At 71.7% G+C, this 19,643-nt stretch carries 2 protein-coding genes; both read right to left on the bottom strand.

Annotated elements, in window-relative coordinates; all coding sequences use genetic code 11:
• Positions 1–41: 41 nt before the first annotated feature.
• Positions 42–4,586, bottom strand: coding sequence for a type I polyketide synthase (locus D7X99_RS02595; protein ID WP_121776328.1), 4,545 nt, complete (start codon positions 4,584–4,586; stop codon positions 42–44).
• Entirely contained in the window at positions 4,586–19,507 is a 14,922-nt protein-coding gene (locus tag D7X99_RS02590; protein ID WP_121776327.1) for a non-ribosomal peptide synthase/polyketide synthase, read from the bottom strand. The genes D7X99_RS02595 and D7X99_RS02590 overlap by 1 nt, the downstream gene beginning before the upstream one ends.
• Positions 19,508–19,643 lie beyond the last annotated feature (136 nt).

The following is a 19,643-nucleotide window of genomic DNA, read 5'->3' as shown; positions in this document are numbered from 1 at the left end:
GCTCGGTCGGTGAAAAAGGTGGGGCGAAGAGGGGGAGCGGCTCACTCCAGCTCGGACAGGAGGGACTCCAGCTCTTCCTCGCTCATGTTCTCGGTGCGGCTTTTGACGATGGCCACGGCCATGCCCGCGATGGTGGGTGTCTCGAAGAGCGTCCCCAGGCGCAGCTCCACCTGGAACGCCTGACGGACGCGCGCCACGACCTGCGCGCCCACCAGCGAGTGTCCGCCCAGCTCGAAGAAGTCGTCGTGGATGCCCGGCTCCGCGACGCCGAGCAGCTCCGCCCAGATGGCGGCGATCCCCTGCTCGACGGAATCCCGGGGCGCCACGAAAGCGGTCCGCACGCCGCGCCGCGAGTGCCCGGTTCCCGTGCTCGTGGCCGGCGCAGTGCCGGTGCGCTCGCGCCGCAGCCACATCGCCTGCCGCGCGGAGAGGTCCGTGGTGGACACCGCCCAACGGCCCTCGGCTCGCGCGGACAACAGCCGTCGCAGGGCGTCCGAGCCTTCGTCGAGTGTCATGTCCGACGCGCCAGGCACTTCACCGTCCTGATGCCAGCCGTCCCAGTCCACGCTGAGCCATTGCGTCCCGCCCGTCCGAGCGCGCTCGCACGCCAGCGTGTCCATGAAGGCATTGGCCGCCGCGTAGGCGCTGAACCCCGGGCCGCCCAGCACGGTGGACAGCGAGGACTGCAACACCACGAAGTCCGGCGGCGGCCCGCCGGCCAGCGCGGCCGTGAGCCACCGGGTGCCATGCACCTTGGCCGCGAGCTGCTCCTCGCAGCGCTCGCGATCCATGTCCACCAGCGGCACTGACGTCCGCGCGCCAATGATGCCCGCGGAGTGCACCACGCCATGCAGTGCCCCGAAGCGCGCCCGCGCGCGGGCCACCACGGACTCCAGCTCCGCCCGCCGGGACACATCCGCCGACAGCACCAGCACCTGCGCGCCACGGGCCTCCATCGCCCGCAGGCGATGAATCTTCCGCGACACGTCATCCTCCTCGCCGTGCGCGCGCAGCCACGCGTCCCATTCCTCCGGCGAGGGGAAGGGCGAGCGGCCCACCAGCACCAGCCGCGCCCGCACCGCAGCCGCAAGGTGATCGGCCAGGCCCAGGCCGATCCGCCCCAGGCCTCCGGTCAGCAGGTACACGCCCGCTTCGCGCAGCGGCGCTGTGTCCGCGCTCGCGGAGGGCAGCCGCGTCGCCTCGAAGTGTTCGGCGTAGCGGCGCGATCCGCGCCAGGCCACCACGGGCTCCGCCGCGTCCAGGCGCACCTCCGCCACCAACCGCTCCAGCAGGCCCGCTTGCTTCGCTGAGTCCTCGGGCAGGCGCACGTCGATGCAGCGCGTGCGCAGCCCCATGTGCTCCTGCGGAACCACCTTGCAGGGGCCCACCACGAGCGCGCGGGCGGGCACCAGCGGCTCGTCCCCCGTCACCTCCAGCGCGCCACTCACCAGCACCACGACGTCCACCGGCCCATCGACCGGCTGGGCCTGGAGCGCTCGCAGTAGGGCGACGAGACCGTGGAAGCCCCGCTCCAGCTCAGTGGCGAGCGCCGCGTCTTCATCCCCACCGATGGCGGGGCCCAGGCCCCATGCGTGCACCACCCGCCGAGGCGTGCCCACGGCCTCCAGCAGCGCGCGGTAGTGCGCGGGTTCGCCCGGCACGATCTCGAAGGTGCGCACGTCCCGTTGGGAGAATCCGGACGCGGGCACCACCCGCACCACCTCCGAGCCCCCCGCCTCCAGCCGCGCCGCCAGCTCCGCGCCGAAGCCGGTGGCGTCGACGAAGGCCAGCACGCGCTCGCCACCCGTGGCCGAAGGGGCAGGTGGCGGCGTGGGCTTCCAGGCCGGCTGGTAGAACCACTCCGCCGCGTCGTCCCGCTTGCGGAGCGCCGTCCCGGCCGTCCGGGGATCCGCCGCCGAGTGCGTTCCCGCCACGGCCTCCAGCCAGTAGTCCTCCTGCTGGAAGGGATAGGGCGGCAGCTCGACGCGGCGGTGCTCGCCCGGACCCTGGAGCCGCTCCACGTCCAGCTCCGCGCCTGCAAGCCACAGCCGCCCCACGGCGTTCAGGAGCACCGCGGCATCCGGCTGCGGATCCTGCGGCCGGCGCATCGAGGCGACAATCGTTCGCCCCGCCGCGTTCGTGGCCTGCCGCGCCAGCATCGTCAGCGCCTGCCCCGGCCCCACCTCCAACAGCAGCCGGTCCGGCTCCTCGAGCAGCGCCGCCACGCCTTCCGCGAAGCGCACCGGTCGCCGCACCTGTTCCGCCCACGCGCGCGGATCCGTCGCCTCCGCGTCGGTGAGCCAGGTGCCGGTGAGGTTGGAGACGCAGGGGATGGACGGAGGCGACAGGCGCACGCGGCGCAGCGCCTCTTCCAGGGGCCGCAGCATTGGCTCCAGCATCGCGGAGTGGCCGGCGTAGGTGCTGTGCAGCATGCGGCACTCCACGCCGCGCGCCATCAGCTCCGCCTGGACCGCGTGCACGGCGTCGGGGGGACCGGACACGACGCACAGCGAGGGCGCGTTGCTGGCGGCGATGCCCACCGGCCTTCCCACCAGTAGCGGGCGAACCTCTGCTTCAGGGAGTGACACGGACAGCATGGCCCCCGCAGGCAGCTGCTGGATGAGCCGGGCGCGCAGCGCCAACATCGCCGTGGCGTCTTCCAGCGTGAAGATGCCCGCCACACAGGCCGCCGCGTACATGCCGACGCTGTGGCCGATGAGCGCCTGCGGCCGAACGCCCATGTCCGTCCACCAGCGCGCCAGCGCGTACTCGATGGTGAAGAGCGCCGGGTGGCCGAACGTCGTCTGCTCCAGCTTCCGAGTGGCCTCCGCGTGCTCCGACGCGGCCGGGAAGAGGATGCGCCGCAAGTCGGAGCCCAGGTGCGGGGCGAAGCGCTCGCAGCACGCGTCCACGTGCTCGCGGAAGCGGGGCTCCGCCGCGTACAGGCCGCGGCCCATGTCCACGTGGTGCGAGCCCTGGCCGGGGAAGAGGAACGCCACCGAGCATCGTCCGTCCCCCGCGACCTCCGTGAGCAGCCGCGCGTCGCGTGCCGCCAGCGCCTCCCGGGCCTCGCGCGCGTCCTGGCACACCAGCACCCGCCGGTGTTCGAAGCGACGGCGTCCCACCATTAGCGTGTGGGCGACGTCCGCCAGCGCAACCTCCGGGTGCTGCTCCAGGTGCGTGGCCAGCCGGCCTGTCGTCTCCTCCAGCGCGGGCGCAGTCCGAGCGGACAGGGCCAGGAGCTGCCACGTGCGCTGCGCGGGCGTGCGCGGCGCGGGCGTGGGTGCCTCCTCCAGCACCACGTGCGCGTTGGTGCCGCCCATGCCGAAGGAGCTCACTCCCGCGCGCCGGGACTTCGCGCCGGGCCACGACCGCGACGCGGTGTTGACGGCGAAGGGACCGTCGTCGAACGGGACGCGCGGGTTGGGATTCTGGAAGTGCAGGCTGGGGGGAAGCCGCCGGTGCTCCAGCGCCAGCGCCGTCTTGATGAGGCTCACCACGCCGGCCGCCGCGTCCATGTGGCCCAGGTTGCTCTTTACCGAGCCCAGGGCGATGGAGCCCCGAGGCAGTCCCTGGAACACCTGGTTGAGCGCGGCCACTTCAATGGGGTCTCCCAGTTGGGTGGCCGTCCCATGGGCCTCCACGTACTGAATTGAGTCGGGATCCACGCACGCCACCGCGAGCGCTTCGGAGATGACCTGGGACTGTCCGTCCACGCTGGGCGCGGTGAAGCCCACCTTGTCCGCGCCGTCGTTGTTGATGGCCGACCCGCGGATGACGGCGTGGATGCGGTCTCCCGCCTCCAGCGCGTCCGACAGCCGCTTGAGCGCCACCACCGCCACGCCCGAACCACCAATGGTGCCTTCGCCCCGAGCGTCGAAGGGACGGCAGCGTCCATCCGGGGAGAGGATGCCCCCGTCCCGATACGCGTAGCCGGCGCGCTGAGGCAGCGCCAGCGCGACGCCGCCCGCGAGCGACAGATCCGACTCGCCGGACAGCAGGCTCTGGCAGGCCAGGTGCACCGCCACCAGCGACGTGGAGCACGCTGTCTGCACGGTGAGGCTCGGGCCGCGCAGGTCCAGGCGGTGGGAGACGCGCGTGGCGAGGAAGTCCTTCTCGTTGGCCACCATCAGCGAGAACAGGCCCTGCGCCGCCACCAGGTCTGGCCGGGTCAGCAGGTTCGCGATGAGGTAGGTGCTCCGCCCCTCGCCCGCGAAGACGGACGTGGCGCCTCGTCCGCGTGCGTCCCCATGGCCGGAGCGCTCCAGCGCCTCCCATGCGCACTCCAGGAAGAGGCGGTGCTGGGGATCCAGCAGCTCCGCCTCCCGGGGGCTGTAGCCGAAGAAGGCCGCGTCGAAGGCGGCAACGCCGTCCAGGACGAAGCCCTCGCGCACGTAGCCCGGCTGCTCGCGCACGGCGCGCGGCACTCCGGCCGCCTCCAGCTCCGCGTCGGAGAAGGACGTGCGCGGCTCCACGCCGTCGTCGATCAACCGCCAGAAGGATTCGGGATCGCGAGCACCCGGGACGCGCAGCGCCATGCCGACGATGGCGACGGACTCGGACGGGGACGAAGGGTCCTGAGCCATCACGCGCTTCCCTTCTTGCGGCGGCTCAGTCGCTGCTCCCGCTGTTGATCCATGCGCTCCTTGCGGCCCTCGCCGCGCTCCTGGCTGGACTCCAGCCGCGAGCCTCCGCCGGACTGGGACAGGTGTTCGGCCAGGCCCGCGATGGTGGGGTACTGGAAGAGCACGGGCAGGGAGAGCCGCAGGTCCAGCGTCGTCTGGAGGCGCTCCTGCACGCGGACGATGAGCAGGGAGTTGCCGCCCACGTCGAAGAAGCGCTCATGGCGTCCCACGCGCTTGAGGCCCAGCAGCTCGCACCAGAGGGCGGCCAGCGTGCGCTCCAGATCGCCCTGCGGCTCCACGTAACCCTGACCGCCGCCGACATGGGTCTCGTCGGGAGCAGGCAGCGCGCGTGTGTCCACCTTGCCGCTGGCGGTGAGGGGCAGCGCGTCCAGGAACACGAACGCCGCCGGCACCATGTACTCCGGCACGCGCTCGCGCAGGAACGAGCGGAGCGCCGCCGGATCGCGCCCGGGATCACGCGAGACGACGTAGGAGACGAGGCGGGTGAGGGGGGGAGGGTCTTCGCGAAGGAGGGTGAAGGCGTCGAGGACGGAGGAGTGGTCGCGAAGGAGCGAGGAGACTTCGGTGGGCTCGATACGGAAGCCGCGCAGCTTCACCTGGGAGTCGAGGCGACCGAGGAACTCGAGGCGTCCGGAGGGCAGCCAGCGGACACGGTCGCCGGTGCGGTAGAGGCGCTCGCCCGGCTCGCGCGAGAACGGATGGGGAATGAACTTCTCCGCGGTGAGCGAGGGCTGGCCGAGGTAGCCGCGAGCAACGCCGGGGCCGGAGACGAAGAGCTCACCGGGGAGACCGATGGGGACGGGGCGAAGGAGGGAGTCGAGGACGAAGAGGCGGACGTTGGGGAACGGAGCGCCGATGGTGGGCTGGGAGGGAATGAGCTGCGATTCGATGGAAGCGCAGACAGTCACTTCAGTGGGGCCGTAGGCGTTGAGCAGGAGGCGCTGGGGGTGAGCCCAGCGTGAGGCGACGGAAGCCGGGAGCGCCTCACCCGCGGAGATGACGGTGCGCAGGGAGTCGAGGCCCGTGGGGTCGAGCTGAGCGAGGACGGACGGGGTGAGGGTGACGGCGGAGATGGAGCGGGAGCGGAGCAGGGAGTGGAGGGGCGGCCCTGGGAGGAGCTGCTCGCGAGGGGCGAGATGGAGGCAGGCACCCGCGAGGAGGGAAGAGAAGACCTCGCAGACGCAGGCATCGAAGCCGATGGAGGCGAACTGGAGGACGTGGGAGGAGGAGTCGAAGCGGTGCTCGCGAACGGCGGCGAGGGCGGTGTTGGAGAGGCCGCGGTGGGTGAGGAGGGTGCCCTTGGGCCTACCGGTGGAGCCGGAGGTGTAGATCACGTAGGCGAGCGAGTCGGGCAGGGAGCGGGGAGGAGGTGGCTGGGTGGATCGCGAGGCCACCTGACTCCAATCCGCGTCCACGCACACCAAAGGGCCGGCATGGGCGGGCAGCACGGACTTCAAGCGCTCCTGGGTGAGGACCACGCGAGCGCCGGAGTCGGCGAGCATGAACGCGAGGCGGTCCGCGGGCAGGGTCGGATCCAGGGGCACCCAGGCGCCACCGGCCTTGAGGACGGCGAGCATCGAGACGACGAGGTCGAAGGAGTGCTCGACGCAGAGCGCGATGCGGGTTTCGGGACCGACGCCGAGCGAGAGCAGATGCCAGGCGAGTTGGTTGGCGCGTTCGTCGAGCTGCTGGAAGGAGAGGGTGTCGTCGCCAGCGGCGAGAGCGGCAGCCTCGGGAGTGCGGGCCACCTGGGCTTCGAAGATCTGGTGGACGAGCAGGTTCTGGGGGAAGGCCACGTCGCTGGCGTTCCACTCCACCAGCACCTGATGACGCTCTTGTCCCGGAAGGAGTGACAGCGAGGCGAGCGGGCGGGCCGGCGCGGCGATGACATCGGTGAGCAACCCGGACAGGTGGTCCGCCATGCGCGCCACCGTCGCCTCGTCATGGAGGTCGGTGTTGTATTCGAACGACGCGCGGAGGCCTTCGTTGGTGTCGGTGAAGGAGACGGTCAGGTCGAACTTGGCGCCCTGTCCATCCAGGGGCACCGGGCGCGTGATGAGGCCGGGCAGGGCCTGCTCGACGTGCAGGTCCTGCTGGTAGGCCACCATCACCTGGAAGAGGGGTGAGCGGCTGAGGTCGCGCTCGGGCTGGAGCGCCTCCACCAGCTTCTCGAAGGGCACGTCCTGGTGCGCGAGCGCGCCCAGCGTGGACTCGCGCGCCTGGGCGAGCAGCTCCCGGAAGCTGATGCGTGGATCGAACCGGGCACGCAGCACCAGCGTGTTGACGAAGAATCCGACGAGCGCCTCCATCCCGGCATGTGTGCGGCCGGAGACGGGAGCGCCCACGGTGAAGTCGTCCTGACCCGAGTAGTGATGCAGCAGCGCCTGTGTGGCCGCCAGCAGGGTCATGAACGGGGTGACGCCTTCAGCGCGGTGGAACGCGCGCAGCGCTTCGGAGAGCGTGCGCGGCAGCACCCGGGTGAGGAGGGCACCGTTGAACGTCTGCAATGCCGGACGCGGACGGTCCGTGGGCAGTCGCAGCGCATGCGGCGCGCCGTGGAGTTGCTGGCGCCACCAGCCGAGCTGCGCGTCGAGCACGTTGCCCTGGATCCAGGAGCGCTGCCATACGGCGTAGTCCGCGTACTGCACCGGCAGCGGCGGAAGCGGCGACGCCTCATCGCGAAGGAAGGCATCGTAGAGCGCGGCCAGCTCGCGCAGCACCACCTCCGAGGATCCGCCGTCGGAGATGATGTGATGCATCACCACCACCAGCACGTGGTGTTCCACGTCGAGCCGAACCAGCGTGGTGCGCAGCAGCGGTCCATGCGCGAGATCGAAGGGCCGCCGGGCCTCGTCACTGGCGATGCGGAGCGCTTCCGGTTCGCGCTGCTCGGAAGACAGCTCGCGCAGATCCACCAGGGTGAGCGGAGACGTGAGCACCGGGTGGATGAGCTGCACCGGGCCCTCGGGGCCGTCCTGGAACGTCGTCCGGAACGACTCGTGACGGCGGATCAGTTCGTCGAAGGCGGATTGGAGCGCGGAGAGATGAAGGGGGCCGGTGAGCCGGAGCGCGGAGGGGATGTTGTAGAAGGCGCTTTGGGGCTGCCAGCGGTCGAGGAACCAGAGTCGCTGCTGGGCGAAGGAGAGAGCCGGAGGCGCGCCATCGCGGGGTGAGGGGCGAAGAGGGGGCGCGGAGGAAGAGAAGGAGGAAGCGCGAAGTGCGTCTAGGCGCTGGGCGAGGAGCGCGGGAGAAGAGGCCTCGAAGAGAGCGCGAAGGGGCAGCTCCAGACCGAGGGCTTCGCGCACATGGGCGACGAGGCGGGTGGCGAGGAGTGAGTGGCCACCGAGAGCGAAGAAGTCGTCGTGAATGCCGACGCGCTCCAGCCGCAGCAGGCGAGCGAAGAGGCCGCAGAGAAGGGCCTCGGTGCGCGTGCGGGGCGGGACGAAGGAGGAGGCGCGGGAGGCGTCGGCGTCGGGGAGAGGAAGGGCCTTGCGGTCCACCTTGCCGTTGGCGCTGAGGGGCAGGGCGTCCAGCACCACGAAGGCGGCGGGCACCATGTACTCGGGAAGCCCCTGACTCAGGTGGAGCTTGAGGGCTTCCACTTCCAGCGAGGCATCTGCCTTGGGCGTGACGTACGCGACGAGACGCGCGTCGCCGGGGGAGTCCTGGCGAACGAGGACGACGACGTCACGCACGGCGGGCAGCTGGCGCAGAGAGGCTTCGATTTCACCCAGCTCGATGCGGAAGCCGCGCAGCTTCACCTGGAAGTCGATGCGGCCCAGGAAGTCGAGAGAGCCGTCGGGCAGCCAGCGGACGCGGTCGCCAGTGCGGTAGAGGCGCGCGCCAGGCGAGGAGGAGAAAGGGTCAGGGATGAAGGAGACGGCGGTGCGGGAGGCGTCGAAGAGGTACCCGCGGCCGACACCTGTGCCCGCGACGAAGAGCTCCCCGGGGATGCCGAGGGGGCAGGGGCGCAGGAGCGAGTCGAGGACGTAGAGGCGGGTGTTGCAGACGGGGCGTCCGATGGGGACGACGGAAGAGGCCGGAGGGGAAGAGAGGAAGGCGTGAGTGACGTCGTCGGAGCACTCGGTGGGGCCGTAGGCGTTGACGAGGGGAATGGAGGGCCAGGCGAGGAGCCAGCGGCGAGCGGTTTCGGCGGGAAGGGCCTCGCCCGTAGGAAGCATGAAGCGAAGGCGCGAGAGGGCGGGACGTGCGGAGCCGCGAGAGTCAGCCTCCTCGAGCAGGGCATTCAGCAGCGAGGGCACGGACTCGACGATGGAGACGGCGTGGGCCTCCAGGGAGTCGAGGAGGGCGGAAGGCGAGTGCGCGACGTCATCGCCAAGCACCAGCGTCTGGCCACCGACGAGCAGAGCGACGAAGGACTGCCAGACGGAGATGTCGAAGCACTGGGAAGCCGTCTGGGCGACGACGTCCTTGGGCCCGAGGCCGAGAGCAAGCACCTTGGCATGCAGGTGGTTGAGCATGCCGCGCTGCTCGACCATGGCGCCCTTGGGGGTGCCGGTAGAGCCAGAGGTGAAGATGACGTAGGCGAGGTGCGAAGGAGACGCGCGAGGGGCGAGTCGCGAAGAAGGAACGTCCGCGCACAGGGACGCTTCGAGCGAAAGGACGCGAGGACGTGCACCCTCGGAAAGCAGCGCAATGGCGGACGCCAGCAGCGGCGCGAAGACGTCAGCGACGAGGACGAAGGGAGCGCGGCTGAGGGAGAGAATCTGGGCGAGGCGCTGGGGCGGATGGAGCGGGTCGAGCGGAAGCCAGGCCGCGCCGGCCTTGAGGACGCCGAGGTTGGAGGCGACGAAGTCGCAGCCACGAGGAGCCAGCAGGGCGACGAGGGAGTCGGGCTGGACGCCGGAGGCGACGAGGAGGTGGGCGAGGCGGTTGGAGCGAGCGTCGAGGGCGCGGTAGCTGAAGGAAGAAGACGCGTCGCGGACGGCGACAGCGTCGGGAGCGCGGTCGGCCTGAGCCTCGAAGAGCTGGTGGAAGCAGACGTCGAGGGGCACGTCGGCGTGGGTGCGGTTGAAGTCGAGGAGCACCTGGCGCTGCTCGGCCTCGGGCATGAGGGGCAGTGAGGCCAGGGGCGCCTCAGGGCGCGCGACGGCGGCCTCCAGCACCGTGCGCAGGTGCTGGGTGAGGCGCGCGATGGTCGCCTCCTCGAACAGGTCGGTGCTGTACTCGAAGCGGCCGCGCAGGCCGTCGTCGGACGCGGTCAGCACCAGCTCCAGGTCGAACTTGGAGGTGCCGTGATCCACGTCCAGCCGGTGCAGTTCGAGGCCCGCGTGGGCGGTCTCCGGCAGGCGGTTGTTCTGGAACGTGAACATCACCTGGAACAGCGGTGAGCGGCTCAGGTCGCGCCGGGGCTGGAGCTCCTCCACCAGCTTCTCGAAGGGCACGTCCTGGTGCGCGTAGGCCCCGAGCGCCGCCGTGCGCACGCGCGTGAGCAGCTCCCGGAAGGAGATCGCATCCTCCAGACGCGTGCGCAGCACGAGCGTGTTGGCGAAGAAGCCAATCAAATCCTCCAGCTCGACGCGGCTCCGGCTGGCGACAGGCATGCCGATGCAGAGGTCGTCCTGGCCCGAGTACCGGTGCAGCACCACCTCGAACGCGGACAGCAGCACCATGAACGGGGTGACGCCTTCACGCCGGCTCAGCGCCTCGACCGCGCCGGACAGCTCGCGGGGCAGGTGGACGAACCAGCTCGCGCCCTGGAGGGACTGGACCGCGGGGCGCGGCTTGTCGGTGGGCAGCTCCAGGATTCGCGGCGCGTCCCCCAACTGCTGACGCCAGTACGACAGCTGCGTCTCCAGCGCCTCGTCCCGCAGCCACCGCCGCTGCCACGCGGCGTGGTCCGCGACCTGGATGGGCAGGTCGGAGAGCGGCGAGGGCTGGCCCCGGGTGAACGCCGCGTAGAGGGCCATCAGGTCCTCGACGAGCACGTTCATGGACCAGCCGTCGGAGACGATGTGGTGCATCGTCAGCAGCAGCACATGTTCGCGCTCGGCCAGGCGCAGCAGCGTGACGCGCAGCAGGGGACCGCGCGTCAGGTCGAAGGGCCGGCACGCCTCCGCGGTGGCCCGGTGCTGGACCTCCGCCTCGCGCTCCGAAGGGGAGCGCGCCGACACATCGATGACCGTGAAGTCGGGAGCCAGCGAGTCGGCGATGCGCTGCTCGGGTCCCTCCACGCCCTCGTGGAAGGTGGTGCGCAGGGACTCGTGGCGATAGGTGAGGGCGGAGAAGCCACGGCGCAGGGACTCCACGTCCAGCGCTCCGCTGACGCGCACGGCGGCTGGCACGTTGTACGCGACGCTGCCCGGCTCCAACTGCTCTAGCAACCAGAGGCGCTGCTGCGCGAAGGACAGCGCCAGGGGCCCGGTGCGCTCCGCCGGTGAGAGCGGAGGCGACTGCCGGCCCTGCCTGGCCGCGCGCAGCGCATCCACCTTCTCCGCGAGCGCCGCCAGGGTCGGGGCCTCGAAGAGGCTGCTCAGCGGCAGCTCCACCTGAAGCGCCTCGCGGATCCGCGAGACAGCCTGGGTGGCCAGCAGCGAGTGCCCGCCCAGCTCGAAGAAGTGGTCATACGCACCCACGCGCTCCACGCGCAGGACGCGTGCCCACACGGAGGCCAACAGCTCCTCGGTGAAGGTGCGCGGCGCGACGGTGCCGGACTCCGCCGCGGCCGCCTCCGGCGCGGGCAGCGCCTTGCGGTCCACCTTGCCGTTGGGCGTGAGGGGCAGCGCGGCCAGGGGGACGAAAGCGGACGGCACCATGTAGCGGGGCAGGTGCCGCTGCACTGCTTCCTTGAGGACCGCCGCGTCCGGCACGTGGCCGGGCTGGGCCACGACGTAGGCCACCAGCCGCTTCTCGCCCGGAGCCTCCGAGCGCGCGTGGACGACGACATCCCGCACGGACGGATGGGCGCGGAGCACCGACTCCACCTCGCCCAGCTCGATGCGGAAGCCGCGCACCTTCACCTGGTTGTCGATGCGGCCCAGGTACTCCAGGTCGCCATCCGGCAGCTGCCGGACCAGGTCGCCGGTGCGGTAGAGCCGCGCGCCGGGCTCGCGTGAGAGCGAATGGGGGATGAACCGCTCCGCGGTGAGCTCAGGCCGGTGGAGATACCCACGGGCCTGCCCCGCGCCTCCCAGGTGCAGCTCGCCGGGGACGCCCAGGGGCACGGGGCGTCCCCGCGCATCCAGCACCCATGCGGAGGTGCCGGGCAGCGGGCGCCCGATGGTGGGCTCGCTGCGCGCGTCCTGGGGAACCCGCGTGAACGTGGAGTAGGTGGTGTCCTCCGTGGGGCCGTACAGGTTGAAGACGTGCTCCACGTGGCCCGTGCGGTACAGGTCCGCCACCAGCGAGCCCGGGAGCGCCTCGCCCGCCAGGTTCACCGTGCGCAGGGAAGCGGGCAGTGCACCGGCCCGCACCAGCTCCGTCATGGCCGACGGCACCGTGTTGACGAGCGTCACCTCACCCGCCGCCGCGAGCCCCGCCAACGCCAGCGCGTTGTCCGCGAGGATGACGGTGCCTCCCCGTGCCAGCGGAGCGAACATCTCGAAGAAGGACAGGTCGAAGCAGAACGACGTCGCGGCCAGCACACCGGACAGCTGCTCGCGCGAGAACACCGACAGCGCCCAGCGCAGGAAGGCCGCCGCGCCGCGGTGCTCCAGCGCCACGCCCTTGGGCCGGCCGGTGGAGCCGGACGTGTAGAGGACGTAGGCCAGGGAGTCCGGCCCGGTGCTCGCGGGCGCCAGCGGAGCCAGCGACGCGGGAACCTCCGCGCCTGCCTCCAACCGGACGACCCGCGCTCCGTGCGAGGGCAGCGTCCCCTCCAGCTTCGCCGTGGTGATCAGCACCGGCGCCTGGGAGTCCTCCAGCATGAACGCCAGCCGCTCCGCGGGGTAGGCCGGATCCAACGGGACGTAGGCGCCGCCCGCGCGCATCACACCCAGCAGGGCGATGACGAGCTCGGGCGTGCGCTCCAGGCACACGGCGACGCGCGTCTCCGGGCCCACGCCAAGCTCACGAAGCGTGTACGCCAGCTGGCGCGTGCGCGACTCCAGCTCGCCGTAGGTGATCCGCCGCGCCTCGTGCACCAGCGCCACCGCGTCCGGCGTGCGCGCGGCCTGCGCCTCCACCAGGTGGTGGACGCACGTCTCCCCCGAAAGGTCGGCGCGCGTCCCACTCCACGCGCGCAGCTGCTGCCACTCGCGCTCGGGCAGCAGCTCCGCCCGGTCGTAGCGGCCCTGAGGCGCCTTCGACATGGCGCCGAGCACGCTCAGGTAATGCGCCTTGATGGACTCCACCTGCTCGGCGCCCAGGCCGTTGCAGTCCAGGGCGATGTGCAGCTCGGTGCTGGCCGTGTTGACGTTGAAGTAGGCCGTCCAGGCGAAGTACGTCTGGTCGGTGGCCATCATGTCCAGGACCTCCAGCCCGCGCAGCTCGCGCAGCCGGTCCAGGATGTGGAACTGGGTGAAGTTGAAGGCCGTGTCGAAGAGGGGCTGACCGCCTCCGAAGGTCTTCTGCAGCTCCGCCAGCGGGAAGCGCCGGTGCGGCAGCCGGGCGCGCTCCGCCTCGAAGGCATCGCGCGTCAGGTCCAGCCACGACCCTCCCGCCAGGTCCATGCACAGCGGCAGCGTGTTGAGGAAGATGCCCAGCACCTGATCGCCGCCGGGAACCTCCGGGCGTCCGTTGGCGATGATGCCCGTCACCACCTCGTCCTTCCCGGTCAGCAGTGCGACGACGCGAGCGTGCGCGGCGACGAGGACGCTCTTGAGCGGGAGGGTCGTCTCGGTGGCGATCTGCTTGAGGCCGGTGAGCACCTCGTCGGCCACCGGGAAGATGATCCGCAGGTGCTGTCCGGCCGGCTCACCTTCGGCCAGAGGCCAGGGCATGAGCGGAGCGCGCTCCAGCCGGGACAGTTCCCGGGCCCAGAAGTTCTTCGACGCCTCGGAGGCCAGCGCCGCCCGCTCCAGGGCGATGAAGTCCCGGTAGGTGGTGGCGGGCGGAGGCTCCACCGGCGTCGGGCCGTCCAGCGACGCCACGTAGAGCCGGAGCAGCTCCGACCACAGTGAGGCCACGCTCCAGCCGTCCAGGAAGGGCTCGGACAGGGTGATGCGGAAATCGTCGTCGGTGAGGCGGTGGACGTTGATCCGGATAAGCGGCGGCGCGCGCCAGGTGAAGCCCAGACGGCGCTCGGCCTGGCTCCAGGCCTTGAAGTCCTGACGCTGCTCCTTCTCCGGGCGCTCCCGCCAGTCGAACACCGCGAGCGGCGCCTGCGCGTGCGCGTACACCAGCTGCAACGGCTCGCTGAAGGAGACGTCGAAGGCCGAGCGCAGCATGGGGTGGCGCCGCGCCAGCTGTTCGAGTGCCCGGCGCAGCGCGTCCTCGTCGAAGCGCACGCGGACGTGGAAGCTGGTCAGGTACACCTCGTAGCCCTGGCGCAGCTCCGCGTGGAACACGAAGCCCGCCTGCAACCGTGACAGCGGATAGGCGTCCGAGAGGCCCGCGGGCAGCACCGCGAGGTCCGCGTCGGACACCAGCGAGAAGGGTTCGGTGCGGACGGCGGTCTCACCCGAGCGGCGCAGCGCCTGGGCCAGCGCGCCCACCGTCTGGTGGTCGAACATCTCCGCCACGCTGAGCGTGAGCCCCCGCTCGCGGGCTCGCGCCACCACGCGCAGGCTGCGGATGGAGTCGCCTCCCAGCTCGAAGAAGTTGTCGTCCACGCCCACCTGATCCACGCCCAGCGCCTCGCTCCACACCTGGCACAGCAGCCGTTCCAGGTCGTTGGTGGGCGCCACGTAGCCCTCGCTCAACGAAGGGCGCAGGCGCTCCGGAGCGGGCAGCGCGCGGCGGTTCACCTTGCCGTTGGCGGTGAGCGGGAGGGTGTCCAGGAAGACGAAGGCGGCGGGCACCATGTGCTCGGGCAGCCGCTCGCGCAGGAAGGCGCGCAGCTCGCCCACGGTGGGCGCTTGCGCATCCGGACGCGCCACCACGTAGGCCACCAGTTGCTTCTCGCCAGCGGCGTCCTCGCGCGGCACGACCACCACTTCGCGCAGCGCGGGGTGCCGGGCGATGGAGCTCTCCATCTCACCCAGCTCGATGCGGAAGCCGCGCACCTTCACCTGATCATCCAGGCGGCCCAGGTACTCCACGTCGCCGTCGGGCAGTCCGCGAGCCAGGTCTCCGCTGCGGTAGAGACGGGCGCCTGTCCCGGGGCGGAAGGGGTCGTCCAGGAAGCGCTGCTGATTGAGCTCGGGCCGCTGGAGGTAGCCGCGCGCGACGCCCGCGCCGCCGACATACAACTCACCGGGCACGCCCACTGGCACCGGCTGCTGGTGCTTGTCCAACAGCAGCAGGGAAAGGTCCTGGATGGGTGCGCCAATCACGCTGCCCGGCGCCTCGTCCACGTCGCGCGCACGCAGGGGCCGGTAGGTGACGTGCACCGTCGTCTCGGTGATGCCGTACATGTTGACCAGCCGGGGCCGCGCGTCCCCGTGGCGCTCGAACCAGGGACGCAGGCTGCCCAGCGGCAGGGCTTCGCCGCCGAAGATGACGTGGCGCAGGGCCAGGGCGTCTGCGGGCGCCGCCAGGTCCTCGTGGATGAGCGACCGGAAGGCGGACGGCGTCTGGTTGAGGACGGTGACCTGCTCGGCGCGCAGCAGCGCGTGGAAGGCCTCCGGGGAGCGGCTCACCCGGTACGGCACCACCACCAGCCGGCCGCCGTACAGCAGCGCGCCCCACAGCTCCCACACGGAGAAGTCGAACGCGATGGAGTGGAACAGGGTCCAGACGTCGGAGCTGTCGAAGCGGAAGTCGTCCCAGGTGGCGTCGAAGAGCCGCGTGACGTTGGCGTGCGTCACCTGCACGCCCTTGGGGCGGCCCGTGGAGCCCGACGTGTAGATGACGTACGCGAGCAGGTCGCCCGACACCGCGACCTCAGGCCGCGAGCGAGGCGCGTCGGTGAGGCCCGGCGACTCCTCATCCAGCGCCACCACGTGGACCGTCACGTCACCGAGGGAGTTTGCCAGCCGGCGCTGCGTGAGCAGCACGCGCGCCTGACTGTCCTCCAACATGAAGCGGGCCCGCTCGGCGGGGTAGGCCGTGTCGATGGGCACGTACGCCGCCCCCGCCTTCAGGATGGCGAGCACGGCCACCACCATGTCCAGCGAACGCTCCAGGTACAGCCCCACCAGGGCGCCCGGCACGACGCCCTGGTGCACCAGATGGTGGGCCACCTGATTGGCGCGGGCGTCCAGCTCCGCGTAGGTCCACGAGCGCTCCTCGAGCGTCACCGCCACGGCATCCGGCCGCTCCGCCGCGCGCGCCTCGAAGCGCTGATGCAGAGTGGCCTCGCCCCGGGGCTCCACGCGGAGCGAACGGGGAGGACGCGTGAGCGCCTCGCGCTCCTCCGCCGACAGCAGGGGCAGCCGGGAGATGGGCCGCGAGGGATCCTCCGCGATGCCCTCCAGCAGCCGCTCCAGGTGCCCGGCCATGCGGACCACGGTGGCCGCGTCCAGCAGGTCCACGTTGTAGCGGAGCGAACCCGCGAGCGTGCCCTCCACCTCGGCGAACGTCAGCGTGAGGTCGAACGGGGCGACGTGCCGCGCGAGCGCGAGCGACTCCACCTCCAGCTCGCCCAGGCGCATCCGCAGTCCGCTCTCATCCAGGGCGAAGCCGCTCAGGTCCTCCTGGCCGGGCAGCGACGCGCGCTGCAACACCAGCTCCACCTGGGCGAGCGGAGGCCGGCTGGGATCGCGCCGCACGCGCAGCCGGTCCACCAGCGTGGTGAAGGGCAGCTCCTGGTGGGCCAGCGCGTCCACCACCACGCCCCGCGCGCGCTCCAGCAGCTCCAGGAAGGACGGCTCGCCGCTCAGGTCTCCGCGCAGCACCACCTGGTTGACCAGGTAGCCCACCACGCTCGCCAGCTGCGGCCGGGGGCGGCCGTTGACGGGAGAGCCCACCCAGACGTCCTCCTGCCCGGTGTAGCGATGCAGGAGCGTCTGGAACGAGGCGAGCAGCAGCGTGAAGAGCGTGACGCCGCGCTCGCGGGCCAGCGTGAAGAGCCGCTGGGCCAGCGGCGCCGGAAGCCGGAAGGCGTGCGCCGCGCCCGCGTAGGTCTGCACGGGCGGACGCGCGCGGAAGCGGGGCAGCTCCAGCGGCGTGGGCTCACCGGCAAGCCGCTCCCGCCAGTGCTCCCACAGCCGCTCGCCGTCGCGCGCGAGGACTTCGCGCTGCTGACGCTCGACGCCGGGCATGTCCAAACGCACCGGAGGCAGGGCCGGCGGCTGGTGACGGAGCTCGCCCTCGTACAGCGCGCCCAGGTCGTGGAGCAGCACCGCCATGGACACCAGGTCCACGATGATGTGATGGACGCCCAGGATGAGCACGTGCTCGCCCGCGGGACGCGCCAGGATGTGCACGCGCATCAACGGCCCGGAGGCGAGGTCGAAGGGCCGGGCCGCCTCTTCGCCCAGGAACTGCTCCAGCCGCGCCGAGTCCCACGCGGTGGCATCCTCGTGGACGAAGTGGACCGGCGCGTGGGGCAGGATGCGCTGGACGGGCTGGCCCTCCACGCGGACGAAGAGGGTGCGCAGGCTGGCGTGACGGTCCACCAGGGACTGGAAGGCGCGCTGCATCGCGGGCACGTCCAGCGCGGAGCGGATCCGCAAGGCCTGCGTGACGTTGTACTCGGTGGTGTGCGGGGAGAGCTGGTGCTGGAACCAGAGCCCCCACTGGCCGGGGGTGAGCGCGTAGTCCCCGGGCGCCACCGTCGTCGTCTCGGAGGCGGGCACGTGCTCCGCGGCGTCGAGCGCCTGCACGAGGAAGCCCGCGAGCTCCTCCGGCGTGGGGCCGCTCAACACGCGCTGGAGCGGGAGCGTCACGCCCAGGTGCTGCTCGACGGCGTGGCCCAGCTCCACGATGCCCAGCGAGTCCAGTCCCAGCTGGCTCACCCGGACCGCCGGCTCCACGGCCGACACCGGGGCGCGCAGGGCCCGCGCCAGCTCGCGCCGCACCCAATCGAGCAGGGCCTGCTGCCGCTCGGCGACGGGCATGGCCCGCAGCGTGGCCACGTCAGGCCCGGGCCCGGCGTCGGGGCTCGCGTCCTCAGCGGAGGCGCGCGTCAGCACGGAGCGGCCCACCACCCGGATCTGGCCCTCGCCCAGCCACTGCCGGCACGTGCTGCGCATCAGCTTGCCACTGGAGGTCTTGGGCACCGCGCCGTGGGGCACCAGCACCACGGTGTCGATCCGCAGCTCGTGTTCCTGCTCCATGGCCGCGCGCACCGCGGCGGCCACCTCCTCCACCTCCACCGTCTCGTCACCCACCTCCACGACCATCACCACCCGCTCGCCCTCCGACGCATCCTCGGAGAAGGCCGCGTTGCAGCCCGGCCGGATCGCCGGGTGGCTGCGCTCGGCCGTCAGCTCCAGGTCCTGGGGATAGTGGTTGCGGCCGCGGACGATGATCAGGTCCTTGCGGCGGCCGGTGATGAAGACCTCGCCGTCCCGCATGAAGCCCATGTCGCCCGTGCGCAGGAAGGGGCCCGTGCCATCCGCCAGACGGGCACGGAAGATCTCCTCGGACAGCTCGGGCCGGTTCCAGTAGCCGGCGGCCACGCTGGGGCCGGACACCCAGAGCTCGCCCACCTCGCCGGGGGCCCGGAGCTGGCACGTCCGTGGCTCCACCACCAGGATGTCGTGGTCGGGCAGAACCCTCCCGCTGCCCACCAGCACGCGGGCTTCCGGCGCGTCCGCGCTCGTGGGCACGGGCCGGTGGCCCTCCATGCTGGAGGCGACCACCGGGAGCAGCACGGGGGGCGCGGTCGTCACGCCGCCGGTGAGGGCGAGCGTCGCCTCCGCCAGGCCGTAGCCCGGCATGAAGGTCTCCATGCGGAAACCCTGGGGCGCGAAGGTCCGCGCGAAGCGCTCCAGCGTGTCCGGGCGGATGGGCTCCGCGCCGTTCATGGCGCCGCGCCAGTGGCTCAGGTCCAGCGTGGCCCGCTCCTCAGGCGTCGTCTTGCGCACGCACAGGTCGAACGCGAAGTTGGGGCCACCGGACACCTGGGCGCGAAGCCGCGACATCGCCTCCAGCCACCGCAGGGGCTTGCGGAGGAAGGACAGCGGCGACATGAGCGTCACCGGGTTGCCCGCGTACAGCGGGTTGAGGATGCCGGAGATGAGGCCCATGTCGTGGTACGGCGGCAGCCACATCACCCACCGGTCATCCTGCCGCAGGTCCAGGCCCAGCGTGATGATCCGCATGTTGGCCACGAGGTTGCCGTGGCGGACCATCACGCCCTTGGGCATGCCGGTGGAGCCGGACGTGTACTGAAGGAACGCCAGCGACCCGGCCGTCAGCTCCGGGCGCCGCCAGCCGTCCTCCAGCCCCTCGGGCAGCGCGTCGGTGGCGATCCACTCCAGGTCCCGCAGCTCCGGCGCCAGCTCGAAGATGTACTCCGCCAGCTCCAGGATGAAGGACGTGGTGAGCACCACCGTCGCCTGGGCGTCGCGGATGATGGCGCGCAGGCGCGGCAGCGTGCGCTCCAGCCGCGCCGGATCCGGCGGATACGCGGGCACCGCCACGGCGCCGCCCAGGACGCAGCCGAAGAACCCCGCGATGTATTCAGTACCCGGCGGGTAGAGCAGCATCACCCGCTGTCCCGCGTGCCGCTCCGCCAGCCGCGCGCCAATGCGCCGCGCCCGTGTGAAGAGCCCCGCGTGCGTCAGCTCGGACTGCTCCCCCGGCTCGTCCTCCAGGAACGTGTAGACGGGGAAGTCCGCGCGCGTCTCCACCCGGAGCGCGAGGAGGTCCATCAGCGTGTCGGCCTTGGGATGAATGACTCGATCGTTCATGGCTCGGGGCGGGGCGGCGCGCGATGCGTGGAAGAAACGGAGGGGAGGGAAGCGTGGGGTGAAACCCGGGCGGCGATGCTCTTGGCCACCCGCGGCGACAGGGCGACCACCGTCAGCGTCGTGTTCACCGCGCCCT

Origin of the sequence: Corallococcus sp. AB032C (assembly GCF_003668935.1) — a bacterium.
Classification (GTDB): domain Bacteria; phylum Myxococcota; class Myxococcia; order Myxococcales; family Myxococcaceae; genus Corallococcus; species Corallococcus exiguus.
This window is presented reverse-complemented; position numbering and strand designations above follow the sequence as displayed.

What these genes read in the sequence shown, in the direction of transcription:
- D7X99_RS02590 (WP_121776327.1), bottom strand. Translation starts at nt 19,507, where the DNA reads ATGAACGATCGAGTCATTCATCCCAAGGCCGACACGCTGATGGACCTC.
- D7X99_RS02595 (WP_121776328.1), bottom strand. Translation starts at nt 4,586, where the DNA reads ATGGCTCAGGACCCTTCGTCCCCGTCCGAGTCCGTCGCCATCGTCGGC.